The organism is Cellulosimicrobium sp. ES-005 (genome assembly GCF_040448685.1).
Lineage (GTDB): Bacteria > Actinomycetota > Actinomycetes > Actinomycetales > Cellulomonadaceae > Cellulosimicrobium > Cellulosimicrobium cellulans_G.
Window position 1 is genome coordinate 1,441,409 of sequence record NZ_CP159290.1, and the last position, 14,364, is coordinate 1,455,772.

Here is a 14,364-nt window from a genome sequence, read left to right on the forward strand (position 1 = left end):
GACCCGAGCGCTCCGACGTCGGCCCTCTGAGGGTCGATCTCGGACGTGCGGGTCGATCTCGCGGCGCGCAGGGGAGTGGCAGGGTGGGCACATGACCGACGCGCGCAACCTCTTCGCCGCCCTCGACACGTTCGACGGGCACTGGCAGCCCCACCGGGTCGCGAGCCTCAACGACCAGGACGTCAAGGTGGTCAAGGTGCGCGGCGAGTTCGTCTGGCACACCCACCCCGACACCGACGAGCTGTTCCTCGTGCTCGCGGGCGAGCTGACGATCGACCTGCGCGAGGACGGCGTCGAGCGGGCGGTCGTGCTGGGGCCGCACGACCTGTTCGTCGTGCCGCGGGGTGTCGAGCACCGGCCGCGGGCCGACGTCGAGACCTCCGCCGTGCTCGTCGAGCGCCGAGGGACCGTGAACACGGGCGACGCGGGAGGCGACCTCACGTCGCCGCTGCGCGAGCTGCCGGACGTCTGACGACGACGAGATCGACCCGAGCGTCCGAGATCGACCCTCGGTGGGTCGATCTGGGGACGCTCGGGTCGATCTCGCGGGGGGTCAGACCCGGACGACGATCTTGCCGCGCACGTGGCCGGACTGGCTCGCGCGGTGCGCGTCGGCGGCGTCGGCGAGGTCGAACACCTCCGCGACCTCCGGACGCAGTACGCTCTCCTCGCCGAGTTGCGCGAGCTCCGCGAGGTCCGCCGCGTCGGGGCGCACCCACACGTAGTGCCCGCCGAGCTCGTCGCGGGCCCGGGCCTCCGTGATCGAGGCGACCGTGCCGCCGTCGCGCAGCACCTGGGGCACGGTGTCGAGCGCGTCGCCGCCCACGTAGTCGAGGACGACGTCCACGCCCTGGGGCGCGAGCGCCCGGACGCGGTCCGCGAGCCCGTCGCCGTACGTGACCGGCTCGGCGCCGAGCGAGCGCAGGAAGTCGTGGTTGCGCTCGGACGCGGTGCCGATCACGCGCGCGCCGAGCGCGCGGGCGATCTGCACGGCGAACGACCCGACGCCGCCGGCCGCGGCGTGCACGAGGACCGTCTGCCCCGCCGCGACGCCCGCGCGCCGAATCGTCTGGAATGCCGTCAGACCCGCGAGCGGCACGGCGGCGGCCTCCTCGAACGACCACGCCGCGGGCTTGCGCGCGAGCGTGCGGACCGGCGCCGCGACGAGCTCGGCGAACGTCCCGCCCGACACCTCGCCGCCGATGACGTCCTTGCGCACGTACCCGTACACCTCGTCGCCCACCTGGAGCTCGGGCGTGTCCAGGCCCACGCGCTCGACGACGCCCGCGACGTCCCAGCCGGGGACGACGGGGAAGGCCACGTCCATGATCTGGTCGAGGTAGCCCTCGCGGACCTTCCAGTCCACCGGGTTGACGCTCGCGGCGCGCACGCGCACGAGCACGGAGTCGGGCCCGACCTTGGGGGTCGGGAGCTCGGTCGTCTCGAGGACGTCGGGGCCGCCGTAGCGGGAGTAGGTGATGGCTCGCATGATGGCGGCAACGGCACGCGCGCCCGCCCGATTCCCGAGACGCTCTACCTCGTGCGGTGCGTCAGCCCTCGAACGCCGTCGAGTCCATGAAGAGGACCTCCCACTGGTGGCCGTCGAGGTCGGCGAAGCTGCGGGAGTACATGAACCCGCCCTCCTCCTGGGGGTCCTTGACCGCGGTGGCGCCGGCGGCGAACGCGGCGTCGGCGAGGCGGTCGACCTCCTCGCGACTGTCGGTGCTCAGCGCGTTGATGACCTCGGTCGTCGCGGTCGCGTCGGCGATGGACTTGTTCGTGAACTGCTTCGCGAACTCCTCGGTGAGGAGCATGACGTAGATCGTGTCGCTGATGACGATCGACGACGCGTTCTCGTCGGTGAACTGCTCGTTCACGGTGTACCCGAGGGCGGTGTAGAACGCCTTGGAGGCGTCGAGGTCCTGGACGGGCAGGTTGACGAAGATCTGCGTGCTCATGAGCGTGCCTCCGGCGTCGTGGGCGGTTCGCCCGGTACGTGGTGTCGTGGGGGTAGACGACCGGTGCCGCGAGAACTCATCGCCCGGCCGCGCACGTGTCGCGGCCGGGCGACCCACGCCCCGGGGCGGCTCGGACGCGTTCGGACGAGCTCAGACGAGCACGTCGCCGTCGCGCGCGACGACCCGCCCGCCGGCCACGACGAGGGCGCGGTGCGGGGCGCGCACGACGGCGTCGGGCACGTTCTCGGCGTCGACGAGCACGACGTCCGCGGTCGCGCCGACGACGAGGTCGTGCACGTCGCGCCCGACGAACCGTGCGGCGTCGGACGTCGCGATGCGTGCTGCCGTCACGAGCTCCTCGTCGTGGCGGAACCGGGACAGGCGCGCGAGCTGGGTCGTGAGCGCGAGGAGGTCGCCGGTCCCGTAGGGCGACCACAGGTCGCGGATGCCGTCGGTGCCGAGCCCGACGGCGACCCCGGCCCCGCGCAGCGCGTGCACGGGCAGGGGAGCGGCGCCGAGCGGCGCGACGGTCGTCATGGTGATGCCGGCCGCGCCCATCGCGGCGACGAGGTCCGCCTGACGCGACGCCGGCACGTCGCCGACCGCGAAGCCGTGCGCGACGTTGACCTTGCCCTGCAGCCCGGCGCGCAGCGTGCGGTCGATCATGAGCTCGACCTGGAACGCCCCGAGCTCGCCGCCGTCGTGCAGGTGCACGTCGATCCCGACGCCGCGCCGCTCCGCGATGGCGAACAGTCCGTCGAGCTGGCCGACCGGGTCGCGGTCGATCGACGCCGGGTCGAGCCCGCCGACGTGCTCGGCGCCCGCGGCGGCGGCCGCGTCGAGCAGGTCGAGCACGCCCGGTCGGCGCAGCACGCCGTCCTGCGGGAACGCGACGATCTCGGCGTGCACCGCGCCGCCGAGCGTGGCGAGCGACTCGCGCACGACCTCGATGCCGCGCAGGCCCAGGCCGAGGTCGACGTCCACGTGGGTACGGATCGCCGTGGTGCCGTGGCGGACGAGCTCGCGCAGCACCGCGAGCGTGACGTCGACGCCGGGGATCCCGAGCTCGTCGCGGTGCGCGCGCTCGTGCGCGATGCGTCCCTGCGTCGTCGCCTCGCCGCCGTAGCTGACCCACGGCTCGCCCCACCAGCTCTTGTCGACGTGCGCGTGGGCATTCACGAGCCCGGGCAGGGCGAGCAGGCCGCGGCCTTCCACGACACCGTCCGCCGCGGTGTCGCCGGACGGACCCGTGCCCGCCGGCGCACCCGGGTCGTGCGGCGCCACCGCGGCGATGCGCCCGTCGGCGACGTGCAGGTCGACCCGCTCGCCGCCCCACGGGCGGACGTCGCGCAGGACGGTGACGGTCTCGGGGGCGATCGGGCTGGTCATGCTGCGGGTCCTTCCGGGAGCGGGACGACGACCTGCGGCCGTCCGGGGATCTGGATCTCGTACGACTCGAGCGTGGCGAGGTCGACGACCGTCGCGCCGTCCCACGCCTCGGCCTGCGTGTACCCGCCGGCGAGCACGGCGCTCAGGGACCCGCTCGCGGGGTCGGTCCACGTCGTGACGGTCTCGTGCCGGCGCGTCAGGGGAGCGACCCGCTCCTCGCCGGTCGCGGGGTCGAGGACCGCGACGTTCGGGCCGCCGGTCGCGTTGCCGAACGGCCCGTCGCCCACGACGACGACGCGGCCGTCGGGCGTGCGCGCGACGCCGTGCTGGTGGCTGTCCGCCGCGGAGGGCACGGTCGTCGTCGCACCCGTGGCCGGATCGAGGCGGACCAGCACGCGGCCCTGGTAGGGGAGCAGGAGCGAGCCGTCGTCGTCGAGCACCGCGTAGTGCGGCTTCTCGAACGACGCGAGCCCGCCCGCGGTGCCGAACGGTGCGACCTCGATCCGCCGCGCCTCGAACGTCGTGGTGTCGACGACGTGCACGGAGAACTCGTCGTGGTCGACCGTGTAGACCGCGCGGCCGTCGGCCGCGACGAGCACGTCGAACGGCCGCAGGCCCACGGGCGTGCTCGCGAGGACCTCGCGCGCGGCGACGTCGATCGTCTCGAGCGTGGACGAGTCGCCCCGGTGGACGGCCACGTAGACGCGGGTGCCGTCCGGCGACACCGCGATGCCCATGCCGCCGCGTCGGTACTCGCCGAACCCGACCCGGGCGGGCGTGTCTCGGTAGGGGATCAGGTCGACGCGCTCGCGCGTGGTGAGGTCGACGACCGCGACGCCCTGCGCCGTCGAGACGTACGCGCGCATCGTCGGGGCGTGCACGGCGATCCCCCAGGGCGCGGCGCCGACCTCGACGCGGTCGACGACGGCGCTCCCGTCCCGGATCGTCGGATCGACGACGGCGAGCCCGTCGGACTCGGCCTCGGTCGCGAGCAGGTAGCGCGCGGGGGCCTCCACCGGCTCCTCGAGGACCGCGGGCTCGTCCGAGGGGTCGGGCGCAGGGGGCGGGGCGGGGGACGGGGCGCCGGGGGTCCGCGCGGGATCGGGAGAGGCAGCGTCGCCCGGATCGCCCGGCGAGCAGGCGGCGAGCAGGCCGACGACGACGGCCGTCGCCCACGCCGCGACGGCACGCCGGGTGCGGCGCGTACGACGCCGCAGGGGCGCGGCGCCACCGGGAGGGGGGAGATGTGCCATGGCGAAATGGTATACCAATTGCACGGACGCCCCTTCGACGTCCCGGACCGGTTCCCGGACCAGGCCGAGAGCCGCGCCCAGCACCGGGTGACGACCGGCGGGACGCGTCGGCAGCGCCCCCGCCCTACGCGCTGTCGCCGGCGGGCGCCTCTGCGGGACGGGGCTCCAGCACGACGACCGCCGTCTCGGTCGGGCGCCGTGCGGCGAACCCGTCCAGCGCGTGGTCGAACGTGCGCCACCGCTCCCAGAGCCGGGCGCGCTCCGCCCCCTCGGCCGCGCGACCGCGGACGGCGCGCGTCTCGCCGTGCAGCTCGACGGTGGTGTCCGGGTGCGCCTGGAGGTTGAGCCACCACGCGGGCTCGGGCGCGGCCCAGCCGTTCATCGCGAGCGTGACGAGGTTCGGGCCGTCCTCCACGTACCCGACGATCACGTCGTGCTCCCGGCCGGTGCGTCGCCCGACCGTGCGGAGCAGGAGCGTGCCCCACTTCTCGGGCTGCGGGCGCCACAGGCCGCGGCGGTGCCCGGTGACCCGGTAGTACGCGCGGTGCACGACCCAGGCCGTGCGGACGAACCAGCGTGGCGGGAGCCGTGGCGGGCGCTCGGGGGCGGAAGGTGCGGAGGACGTGTCGGTCATGGTCGCCGCCCTGCGTCGGAGGGGAGCCGAGGAACCTCGACGGAGCAACGGTCCCGCGGGTCGGGGCACGCGTCAACGGTCCGTCACCGGTCGAGCGTCGCGGGCTCCTCACGCACGACGTCGGCCGGCGACTTGTCGCGCCGCCACCCCTTCCACACGGGGTGCCGCAGCTTGCCGAACGGGATGTCGTCGCCCTCGCCCTCGCCGGGTCCCGTCCACTCGGCGTAGACGACCTCGGCGACCCGACGCGGCGACACCCAGCGTGCGTCCCGCGCGTCCTCGCGGGGCACTCCCGTCGCGGGCGCGGTCGTGCGCTCGATCCGGCCGAGCTCGGCCACGAGGTCGCGCCGCTCGGCGTCGGTGAAGCCCGACCCGACGCGGCCCACGTAGACCAGCCGGTCGCCGTCGGGCACCGCGAGCAGGAGCGACCCGACGAGGTGCGTCCGCTCGCCGTGGCCCGGCCGCCACCCCACGACGACGACCTCCTGCGACTGCGCGTGCTTGAGCTTGAGCCACAGCGCCGAGCGGCGGCCGGACGAGTAGGTGCCGTCGCGCCGCTTGGCGACGACGCCCTCCAGGCCGAGCTGCCTCGACGTCTCCATCGCCGCGTCGAGGTCGCCGTCGAACGCGGGCGGCACGTGCACCGGCGCGCGCGCGTCGCCCAGCACGTCCTCCAGCACCTCGCGCCGCTCGTCGTAGGGGCGCTTGGCGAGCGACCGGCCCGCGGTCTCCAGGAGGTCGAACACCATGAGGTCGACGGTGACCTTGCGGCGGGCCGCCGCGACGTCCCCCGGCTTGGCGATGTTCGCGCGCTGCTGGAGGCGCCGGAAGCTCGGCCGTCCCCGCGCGTCGAGCGCGACGATCTCGCCGTCCAGCACGACCGGCAGCGCCTCGGCCGGGACCTGCTCGGCGAGCGCCTGGAGCTCCGGGTACGTCACCGTCATGTCCTTGCCCGAGCGGCTCACGAGCCGCACCCGGCCTTCGGACACGTGCGCGAGCGCCCGGAACCCGTCCCACTTCATCTCGAACGCCCACGCGTCGCCGTCGCGCAGGTCGCCTGGCGTCGCGGGAGAAGCGAGCATGGGCCGCCAGTCCGTCCGAGCCGGCTGCGGTTCGGTCGGGGTTTGGTCGGGGCCGTGGTCGGGCTGGGTGGCGGGTGGGGCGCTCGCGCCGGGTCTACCATCCGCGCCTCGTTCCTCGGCGCTCCCGCCAGACCCGCCACGACCCGGCGCGAGCGCCCCACCCGCCTTCTTCGTCTCGCCCTGGTCGCGGCCTCCCGCGGACACCGGCCCCGGGGTGCCACCACGCGGGGCCATGAGGTGGATGAGCCAGTTGTCCTCGTCGCGACCGTCGCGGCCGCCCGTGTGGATGAGGGCGAGGCGGCGCGTGCCGTGCTGCTCGCCGTGGAGGGTGACGATGACCTCCTCGCCGTCCCGCCACTTCTCCAGCTCGTACGTGCCGGCGTCCCAGATGGTCACCTCGCCCGCGCCGTACTCGCCCTGCGGGATCGTGCCCTCGAACGCCCCGTACGCGAGCGGGTGGTCCTCGGTCTGGACGGCGAGGTGGTTCTTCTTCGGGTCCGTCGGCTCGCCGCGGGGCAGCGCCCAGCTCACGAGGACGCCGTCGTGCTCGAGCCGGAAGTCCCAGTGCAGTCGCCGGGCGTGGTGCTCCTGGATGACGAAGCTGTTGCCCGCGCTCGGGGGCGGCGCCTCGTCCGGGACCGGCTCGGGCGTGCGCTGCGCGTCGCGCATGGAGCGGTAACGGCGCAGGCGGTCGGGCCGGTCGGCGCCGTCGCCGCCCGACGTCGCAGCGCCCTTGCGCTCGAACGTCGCCATGCGCTCGGGCGTGGGCTCGAGCGCGGACAGATGGCCGAGCGTGAGGGCTGCGAGCGGGTCGCCGATCGTGCGCACGCGCTCGACCACCTCGTCCTTGTCGAGGTGCCGCAGGTCCGGGTCGTCGAGCTCCTCCCACGTGCGGGGCGCCGCGACGGTCGGGTGCATGCGCCCGCGCAGCGAGTACGGCGCGATGGTCGTCTTGTTGCCGTTGTTCTGGCTCCAGTCGACGAGCACCTTGCCGCCGCGCAGCGACTTCTTCATGTCGCTCACGACGAGGTCGGGGTGCTCGGCCTCGAGGTAGCGCGCGAGCTCGTGCGCGACGGCGGAGACGGCCGCGGCGTCCTGCTTGCCGTCGAGCGCGGCGTACAGGTGGATGCCCTTGGACCCGCTCGTCACGGGCAGGGGCTCGAGCCCCATGCCCTGCAGGATCTGCCGGGCCAGGCGCGCGACCTCCGCGCACTCGGCCAGCCCGGCCCCGGGCCCCGGGTCCAGGTCGAGGACGAGCCGGTCCGGGTTCAGGTGGACCCCGGTGCGGCCGAACTGCCACTGCGGCACGTGCAGCTCCAGCGACGCCGTCTGGCCGAGCCACGTCAGCGTGGCCAGGTCGTCGACGAGCACGTAGTCGTTCGCGCTGCTCTTGTGCTGGATGCGGCGCGTGCGCACCCACGACGGCACGCCCTGCCCCGCGTTCTTCTGGAAGAACACCTGCCCGTCGACCCCGTCCGGCCAGCGCTTGCGCGTCGCGGGCCGGTGGGCGCAGTGGGGGAGCATGACGTCGGCGACGGCCGCGAGGTACGCGAGGACGTCCGCCTTCGTCGTGCCGGTGGCGGGGTAGAGGACCTTGTCGAGGTTCGTGAGCCGCAGGCGGTGGCCCCCGACGCTCACCGTCTCGCCCGCGCCGCGGCTCGATGAGGTGGCCATGGGCCCATCGTGACGCGCGCCCGTCCGCGCCGCCTGCCGGGCGGGACCCGACGCGGGACCAAGGACCCTGCCCGCGGGGCGCCGCGGGAACTTCCTGGCGCCCCCGACCGTGCACACTGGAGGAGGCGGTCCGCCCCAGCCGTGGAGACCGCCGGGACGAGGCAGACCGAGAGGAACACCGTGACGCACCTGACGACCGACGACGTACCGCTCCCCGCGGAGATCGGTCCGCGCGTCCGCGAGTTCCGGCGCCTGATGATGAACTACAAGTTCGGCATCGACGAGGTGATGACCAAGATCACCGTCCTGCGCGACGAGTTCCGCCACGTCCACGACGACAACCCCATCGAGCACCTGGGCTCGCGCCTGAAGTCGCTCGACTCGATCGTCGCGAAGGCGCGGCGCAAGGGGATCCCGCTCACGCCCGAGGGCGTGCGGGAGAACATGTTCGACGTCGCGGGCGTGCGCGTGACGTGCGCGTTCGTCTCGGACATCTACCGCGTGCGGGACCTGCTCGTCGGCCAGCGCGACCTCACGGTCCTGGAGGAGCGCGACTACATCGCCCACCCCAAGGGCAACGGGTACAAGAGCCTGCACCTCATCGTGCAGGTGCCGGTGTTCCTGTCGGACCGCGTCGAGGACGTCGTGGTGGAGATCCAGCTCCGGACGATCGCGATGGACTTCTGGGCGAGCCTCGAGCACAAGATCTACTACAAGTACCAGCGGGACGTGCCGCAGCACCTCACCGACGCCCTCAAGCTCGCGGCCGACGTCGCCGCGACGCTCGACACGACGATGGAGCGCATCCACGACGAGGTGCGCGGCCTCGACGGCGTGCCCGAGCCCACGGAGAACACGGACGAGCTCGCCACGCCGCGCGAGGTGATGGAGAGCTTCATGCGGACGGCGCAGGTCGCCGACGAGGCGTTCCACGAGCGCCGCCACGACGGCTGACGCCACCCACCCCGCGGATGGGCGGCGCCGGTGGCCGGCGGAGCCGGCCTCAGGTCCAGCGGAACCAGCGCGCCGCGCCGACGGTCCCGACGACGACCGCGCCGCCGAGCGCGACGAGGTGCGCCGGCTCCACGGGCTGCCCCGCCCACGCGTCGCCGAGCGCCTGCACCGCGGCGCCGAAGGGCAGCATCTCGCCGAGCCGTGCCACCGGCTCGGGGAGGTTCGACACGGCGCCGAACATGCCGCCGGTCGCCCCGAACGCGAAGAACGCGACGAGACCGAGCGCGAGCGCGGCGTTCGGGGTCGGCGCGACGGCGGCCACGAGCATCCCGACCGCGTACATCGCCGCCGACGCCAGGGCGAGCACGCCGAGCGCGACCCCGGGGGAGGCGGGGGGCCGTGCGTCGAACGCGACCGTCGCGACGCCGAGGGCGAGCGCGACGCCCCCGGCGGTCTGGGCGACGCTCACCACGACCTGCGCGACGAGCACCATCGCAGGCGACGCGGGCGTGACGGACAGACGCTTGAGGATGCCGGACCGCCGGTAGTAGGCCAGGAAGCTCGGCATGTTGACGACGCCGATCATGCCGACGACGACGGCGAGCACGACCGGCACGACGAAGACGTCGAACGCCGTCCGGCCGCCCGATCCCGGGACGACCGTCGTCGTGACGTCGCTGAGCCCGTACATGACGAGGATCAGCACGGGCATGCCGAACGGCATGACGAGCCCGGCGGTGTCGCGCGCGACCATCCGCGCCTCGGCGCCGACCAGCGCGACCCACGCGCGCGGCCCGGGACGCGTCGAGGCGCCCCGTCCGGACGGGGTCGTGACGGCGGGGACGGTGGTGGTCATGCGGCCTCCTCGGTCGGGGCGGTCGTCGCCCGGGACTCGCCCGGCAGGTCGTCGGTCAGCGGGCGTCCCGTCAGGGCGAGGAACGCGTCGTCGAGCGTCGCGCGCTCGAGCCGGGTCTCGGTCGCGACGACGCCGGCCCGCACGAGCGCGGTGCTCACCTCCTGGAGCAGGTCGCCGCGACCGGTCACCACGACCTGGTCCCCGCGGACCGCGACGTCGTCCACGCCGGGGACGCGGTCCAGGAGCGCGGGCGGGAGAGGCTGCGCGACGCGGAACCGCACGCGCTGGTCCAGCCCGGCACCCGCGACCAGCCCGGCCGGGGTGTCGTGCGCGACGACACGACCGCTCTCGATCAGGGTCACGCGGTCGCAGAGCCGCTCGACCTCCTCCATGAGGTGCGAGACGAGGAGCACGGTCGCGCCGCCGTCGCGCAGGCCCTCCACGACGCCCCAGACCTGCCGGCGGGCCTGCGGGTCGAGCCCGGTCGTGAGCTCGTCGAGGATCACGACGCGCGGGTCCCCCACGAGCGCGAGGACGATCGCGACCCGCTGCTGCTGACCCCCCGAGAGCCGCTCGTAGCGTACGTCGCGCTGCTCCTCGAGCCCGAGCGTCGCGACCAGCTCGTCGGGGTCGCGGCCCGCGCCGTAGAACGTGCGGTAGAGGTGCGCGAGCTCGCGCACCGTCAGCGCGCCGTGCAGGAAGCCCGACTGGAGCTGCACCCCGAGCACCTGGCGCACCGCGGCACGGTCGGAGAACGGGTCGAGGCCGAGCACCCGCACGGACCCGTGGTCGGGTCGGCGCACGCCCGCGACCATCTCGACCGTGGTCGTCTTGCCCGCACCGTTGGGACCGAGGATCCCCAGGACCTCGCCCTCGACGGCGACGAGGCTGACGTCGTCCACCGCCGTCGTGGTCCCGCCCTTGCGGCGGTAGCGCTTCGTGAGGTTCCGTGCGTCGACGGCGTCCATGTCGTCCTCCTGCTCGTCCGCGGTGTGCGTGCCACCGCTCGGGTCGTCCTGCCCAGGTGCGTGCTCCGACGCTAGGGACCGCGGGGACCGGCCCGCGCGTGCCGGTCGTCACCGACCCCGCCCATGACTTCCGGCACGTCGCGCCCGGCCGGCGGGTCCGTAGGGTGGAGGGATGCGACGGACCGACCCGGAGGTGTGGGCGGGCACCGCGATGCTCGTCGTCATCCTCGGCATCGGGGCGCTCGTCCCGATCGCCGCCCCCGATGCCCTGACGCTCCCCGTCGTGGCCTGGCTCGCGGTGTTCGCGGCGTTCGTCCTCGCCACCGTCGGGATCGTCCTCGGGTCGGGCTTCGCCACGACCCGCGCGTACACGCTGCTGGGCGCGCAGGTCGTGCTCGTGGGGACGCTCGTGCTCACGGCGCCCGGCGCGGGCTGGCTCCCGATCCTGCTCGTCGTCGTCGCGGCGCTGAGCGTGTACGTGGTGCCCGTGCCGGTCGTCGCGGTCGTCGTCGCGGTGAACGCCGTGGTCGTCGGTGCCGCCGTCGGGCTGCGCGGCTCGGCGACCGACGCCCTGCTCACCGCGACGATCTACCTGCTGCTCCAGGTCGCGAGCGTCGGCTCGACCCTCGCGCTCCAGCGCGAGCGGCGCATGCGCGAGCAGCTCGCCGTCGCGCACGTCGAGCTGCGCGCGGCGGCGGTGCTGCGGGACGAGTCGACGCGCTCCCAGGAGCGCCTGCGGATCGCGCGCGAGCTGCACGACGTCCTCGGCCACCAGCTCACCGTGCTCGCCCTCGAGCTGGAGACGGCGAGCCACCAGGACGGCGGCCCGGCGCGCGAGCACGTGCTCCGGGCCAAGGACGTCGCCCGTGAGCTGCTCGGCGACGTGCGCGCCACGGTGGGCGAGCTGCGGCGGCAGGCGCCCAGCCTGCAGGAGTCGCTCGGTGCGCTCGCCGAGCGGGTGACCGTGCCGCGCGTGCGAGTCGCCGTCGCCGACGACGTCACTGTCGACGAGGACCAGACGGTCGTGCTCGTGCGCGTGCTCCAGGAGGCGCTGACCAACGCGATCCGGCACGCCGAGGCGACCGTGCTCGACGTCGTCGTCACCGCCGACGAGGGCCGGGTGCGGCTCGTCGCGCAGGACGACGGGTGGGGCGCCGCGCGCGTGGAGCCCGGCAACGGACTGCGGGGGATCGAGGAGCGGGTCCGCGCCGCCGGCGGGACCGTCCGGCTCGACGGGCGGAACGGGTTCCGGGTCGAGGTCGAGCTCGACCCCGTGCGGCGGAGCGTCGTCGAGCGCCGCCGCGTCGACGGCGACGGCCGAGCCCTCGCGCGGGGTGCCGGACCGGTCGGCTCGACCGTGACCGGAGCATGAGCGACCCCGCGGTGCGCGTCCTGCTCGTCGACGACCAGACCCTCGTGCGGCAGGGGATCCGCAGCCTCCTCGAGCTCGCGCCGGACATCACCGTCGTCGCGGAGGCGGAGGACGGGATGACGGCGCTCGCGGCCGTGCGCGAGCACGAGCCCGACGTCGTCCTGCTCGACCTGCGCATGCCGCGCCACGACGGCATCTGGGCTCTCGAGGCGATGGCCGAGAGCGGGCACGACGTGCCCGTCCTCGTGCTCACGACGTTCGACGACGACGCGCTCGTGCTCCGCGCCCTGCGGGCGGGAGCCCGCGGCTACCTCCTCAAGGACGTGACGCTCGAGCAGCTCACGGGCGCCGTCCGCACGCTCGCCACCGGCGGCACCCTCGTGCAGCCGTCGATCACCGACCGTCTCCTCCGGGCGGTGCGAGCCGGGACCGTCCCCGCCGACGACCTGGACGACGGCACCGGCCCGGTGCAGGAGCTGACCGACCGTGAGCTCGAGGTGCTCCGTCTCGTCGCGGCGGGGTTCTCCAACCGCGAGATCGCGCACGCGCTCTTCCTCGCCGAGGGGACCGTGAAGAACCACGTGTCGACCGTGCTGCTCAAGCTGGGGACGCGCGACCGCACGCGCGCCGTCCTGCGCGCGCTGCACGTCGGCCTGCTCGGCTGACGCCCGTCAGAGCAGGGTCTCGACGCCGATCGTCACCCGGTCGCCGACGTCGACGCCCTCGGCGCGCCGCACCGCGGCCTTGATGGGCACGACGAACGTCTTGCGCCCCGCGTCGGGGAACACCGACGTCGACCAGCGCTGCGCCCCGAGCGTCACCTCGACCTTGACCGAGCCGAACCCCGCGGGCGGGAGGGGCAGCTCCGCGATCTCGTCGCTCACGTCCTCCGGCAGCGCGGCGAACACCCAGCTGTCGGTGCGCGCCTCCCACCGCCACAGCTCTGCCTCGAACTCGAACCTCGTCCCCGCCACGAGACCATGGTGCCGCGGGCCACCCACACGGCGGGCGGGGGCGCGCGCCGCTCGCCTGCGACCCGGAGCCGTCGCCCCCTCGCGGGCGGGCGCGCAGGGCGCCACCATGGACGCATGAGGGCCATCTGGAAGGGCGCCATCACGTTCGGTCTCGTCAACGTCCCCGTCAAGGTGTACTCCGCGACGGAGGACCACGACGTGCCGCTGCACCAGGTGCACGACAAGGACGGCGGGCGCATCCGCTACCGGCGCGTGTGCGAGATCGACGGCGAGGTCGTGCCGTACGAGCACATCGACAAGGCGTACGACGACGGCGAGCGCACCGTCGTGCTCACGGGCGAGGACTTCGCGGCGCTGCCCGCCGAGCGCAGCCGCGAGATCGAGGTCGTCGAGTTCGTGCCGAGCGAGCAGATCGACCCGCTCCTGCTCGACCGCAGCTACTACCTGGAGCCCGACTCGAAGTCCAACAAGGCGTACGTGCTCATGCGGCGCACGCTCGAGGAGACCGACCGGACGGCGATCGTGAAGTTCGCGCTGCGTCAGCGCACGCGGCTCGCTGCGATGCGCGTGCGCGACGACGTGCTCGTGCTCCAGACGCTGCTGTGGGCCGACGAGGTGCGCGAGGCCGCGTTCCCCTCGCTGGACGACGAGGCGAAGGTGACCGACAAGGAGCTCGCCATGTCCGCGCAGCTCGTCGCGAGCTTCGAGGCGGACTTCACGCCCGAGGAGTACGAGGACGACTACCAGGTGCAGCTCCGCCAGCTCATCGAGGCCAAGCTCGAGCAGGGGGACGCGCTCGACACCGCCGAGACGTTCGGCGAGCAGCCCGAGAAGGGCGAGGGCGCCGAGGTGATCGACCTCATGGAGGCGCTGCGCAAGTCCGTCGCGTCCTCGAAGAGCAGCCGCGCCGGCGGGTCGGGGTCGTCCGGCGGGTCGACGGCGAAGGGCGGCTCGGGCCGCAAGGCCGCCTCGTCGTCGGGCAAGGGCTCCTCCGGTTCCCGGGCCAAGGGTGGCGGCGCGAAGGACGAGGGCTCGAAGCCCGCGGCCAAGAAGACCTCGGGCCGCTCGTCGTCCTCGAAGGAGAAGACGACGGCGAAGACGACGCGGAAGAAGGCGTCCGCGTAGGGCGGTCCCGCCGCCCCGGCCCGACCCGACGCGGGGCCCGGGGCGCGCGATGAGTTCGGCCCCTGGGACGCGTCGGAACCGGTGGGTGGTCGTCCGGCCACCCGCGAGACCGACGAAGCGAGACG

The 14,364-nt window shown here is 74.4% G+C and carries 14 protein-coding genes; 5 read left to right on the plus strand and 9 right to left on the minus strand.

The window, feature by feature from the left end; genetic code table 11:
• The first annotated feature begins 91 nt into the window (after window positions 1–91).
• Entirely contained in the window at window positions 92–472 is a 381-nt protein-coding gene (locus ABRQ22_RS06155; RefSeq protein WP_353708911.1) for a cupin domain-containing protein, read from the plus strand.
• A gap of 81 nt (window positions 473–553) precedes the next feature.
• Here the strand turns inward: ABRQ22_RS06155 and ABRQ22_RS06160 are convergent, their stop codons facing one another.
• The 6 genes from ABRQ22_RS06160 to ABRQ22_RS06185 form a co-directional block, all read right to left on the minus strand.
• Window positions 554–1,489: an NADP-dependent oxidoreductase gene (locus ABRQ22_RS06160; protein ID WP_353708912.1), complete on the minus strand. Its 936-nt coding sequence runs from the start codon at window positions 1,487–1,489 to the stop codon at window positions 554–556.
• Between the two features lie 61 nt (window positions 1,490–1,550).
• Window positions 1,551–1,958 (minus strand): VOC family protein, encoded by a 408-nt coding sequence (locus tag ABRQ22_RS06165; RefSeq protein WP_353708913.1) that lies wholly within the window; start codon window positions 1,956–1,958, stop codon window positions 1,551–1,553.
• A 150-nt stretch (window positions 1,959–2,108) separates the two neighbouring features.
• Window positions 2,109–3,347: an amidohydrolase gene (locus ABRQ22_RS06170; RefSeq protein ID WP_353708914.1), complete on the minus strand. Its 1,239-nt coding sequence runs from the start codon at window positions 3,345–3,347 to the stop codon at window positions 2,109–2,111.
• Complete coding sequence (locus tag ABRQ22_RS06175; protein WP_353708915.1) at window positions 3,344–4,600, minus strand: YncE family protein; 1,257 nt, start codon at window positions 4,598–4,600, stop codon at window positions 3,344–3,346. The genes ABRQ22_RS06170 and ABRQ22_RS06175 overlap by 4 nt, the downstream gene beginning before the upstream one ends.
• Before the next feature lie 124 nt (window positions 4,601–4,724).
• The gene (locus tag ABRQ22_RS06180) at window positions 4,725–5,234 is read right to left on the minus strand and encodes a nitroreductase/quinone reductase family protein (RefSeq protein ID WP_353708916.1); all 510 of its coding nucleotides are present in this window, start codon (window positions 5,232–5,234) and stop codon (window positions 4,725–4,727) included.
• A gap of 83 nt (window positions 5,235–5,317) precedes the next feature.
• Window positions 5,318–7,990, minus strand: coding sequence for an ATP-dependent DNA ligase (locus ABRQ22_RS06185; RefSeq protein ID WP_353708917.1), 2,673 nt, complete (start codon window positions 7,988–7,990; stop codon window positions 5,318–5,320).
• Window positions 7,991–8,245: 255 nt separating this feature from the next.
• Here ABRQ22_RS06185 and ABRQ22_RS06190 point away from each other — a divergent pair, with 255 nt between their 5' ends.
• A complete protein-coding gene (locus ABRQ22_RS06190) occupies window positions 8,246–8,944 on the plus strand; it encodes a GTP pyrophosphokinase family protein (protein ID WP_253050773.1) in 699 nt (232 codons plus the stop codon).
• Between the two features lie 49 nt (window positions 8,945–8,993).
• On the opposite strand, the gene ABRQ22_RS06195 is transcribed toward ABRQ22_RS06190, so the two are convergent.
• Both ABRQ22_RS06195 and ABRQ22_RS06200 read right to left on the minus strand, forming a co-directional pair.
• On the minus strand, window positions 8,994–9,800 hold the full coding sequence (locus ABRQ22_RS06195; RefSeq protein WP_353708918.1) for an ABC transporter permease: 807 nt from the start codon (window positions 9,798–9,800) through the stop codon (window positions 8,994–8,996).
• Window positions 9,797–10,768: an ABC transporter ATP-binding protein gene (locus ABRQ22_RS06200; protein ID WP_353708919.1), complete on the minus strand. Its 972-nt coding sequence runs from the start codon at window positions 10,766–10,768 to the stop codon at window positions 9,797–9,799. Before ABRQ22_RS06200 ends, ABRQ22_RS06195 begins: the two co-directional genes overlap by 4 nt.
• A 172-nt stretch (window positions 10,769–10,940) precedes the next feature.
• Between ABRQ22_RS06200 and ABRQ22_RS06205 the strand changes: the two genes are divergently transcribed.
• Window positions 10,941–12,140, plus strand: a complete 1,200-nt coding sequence (locus ABRQ22_RS06205; RefSeq protein WP_353708920.1) for a histidine kinase — start codon at window positions 10,941–10,943, stop codon at window positions 12,138–12,140.
• A complete protein-coding gene (locus ABRQ22_RS06210) occupies window positions 12,137–12,805 on the plus strand; it encodes a response regulator transcription factor (protein WP_253050374.1) in 669 nt (222 codons plus the stop codon). Before ABRQ22_RS06205 ends, ABRQ22_RS06210 begins: the two co-directional genes overlap by 4 nt.
• A 6-nt stretch (window positions 12,806–12,811) precedes the next feature.
• Here the strand turns inward: ABRQ22_RS06210 and ABRQ22_RS06215 are convergent, their stop codons facing one another.
• The gene (locus ABRQ22_RS06215) at window positions 12,812–13,114 is read right to left on the minus strand and encodes a DUF1905 domain-containing protein (protein WP_253050372.1); all 303 of its coding nucleotides are present in this window, start codon (window positions 13,112–13,114) and stop codon (window positions 12,812–12,814) included.
• Window positions 13,115–13,228: 114 nt separating this feature from the next.
• Here ABRQ22_RS06215 and ABRQ22_RS06220 point away from each other — a divergent pair, with 114 nt between their 5' ends.
• On the plus strand, window positions 13,229–14,239 hold the full coding sequence (locus ABRQ22_RS06220; RefSeq protein WP_253050370.1) for a Ku protein: 1,011 nt from the start codon (window positions 13,229–13,231) through the stop codon (window positions 14,237–14,239).
• The last annotated feature ends 125 nt before the right edge of the window (window positions 14,240–14,364 follow it).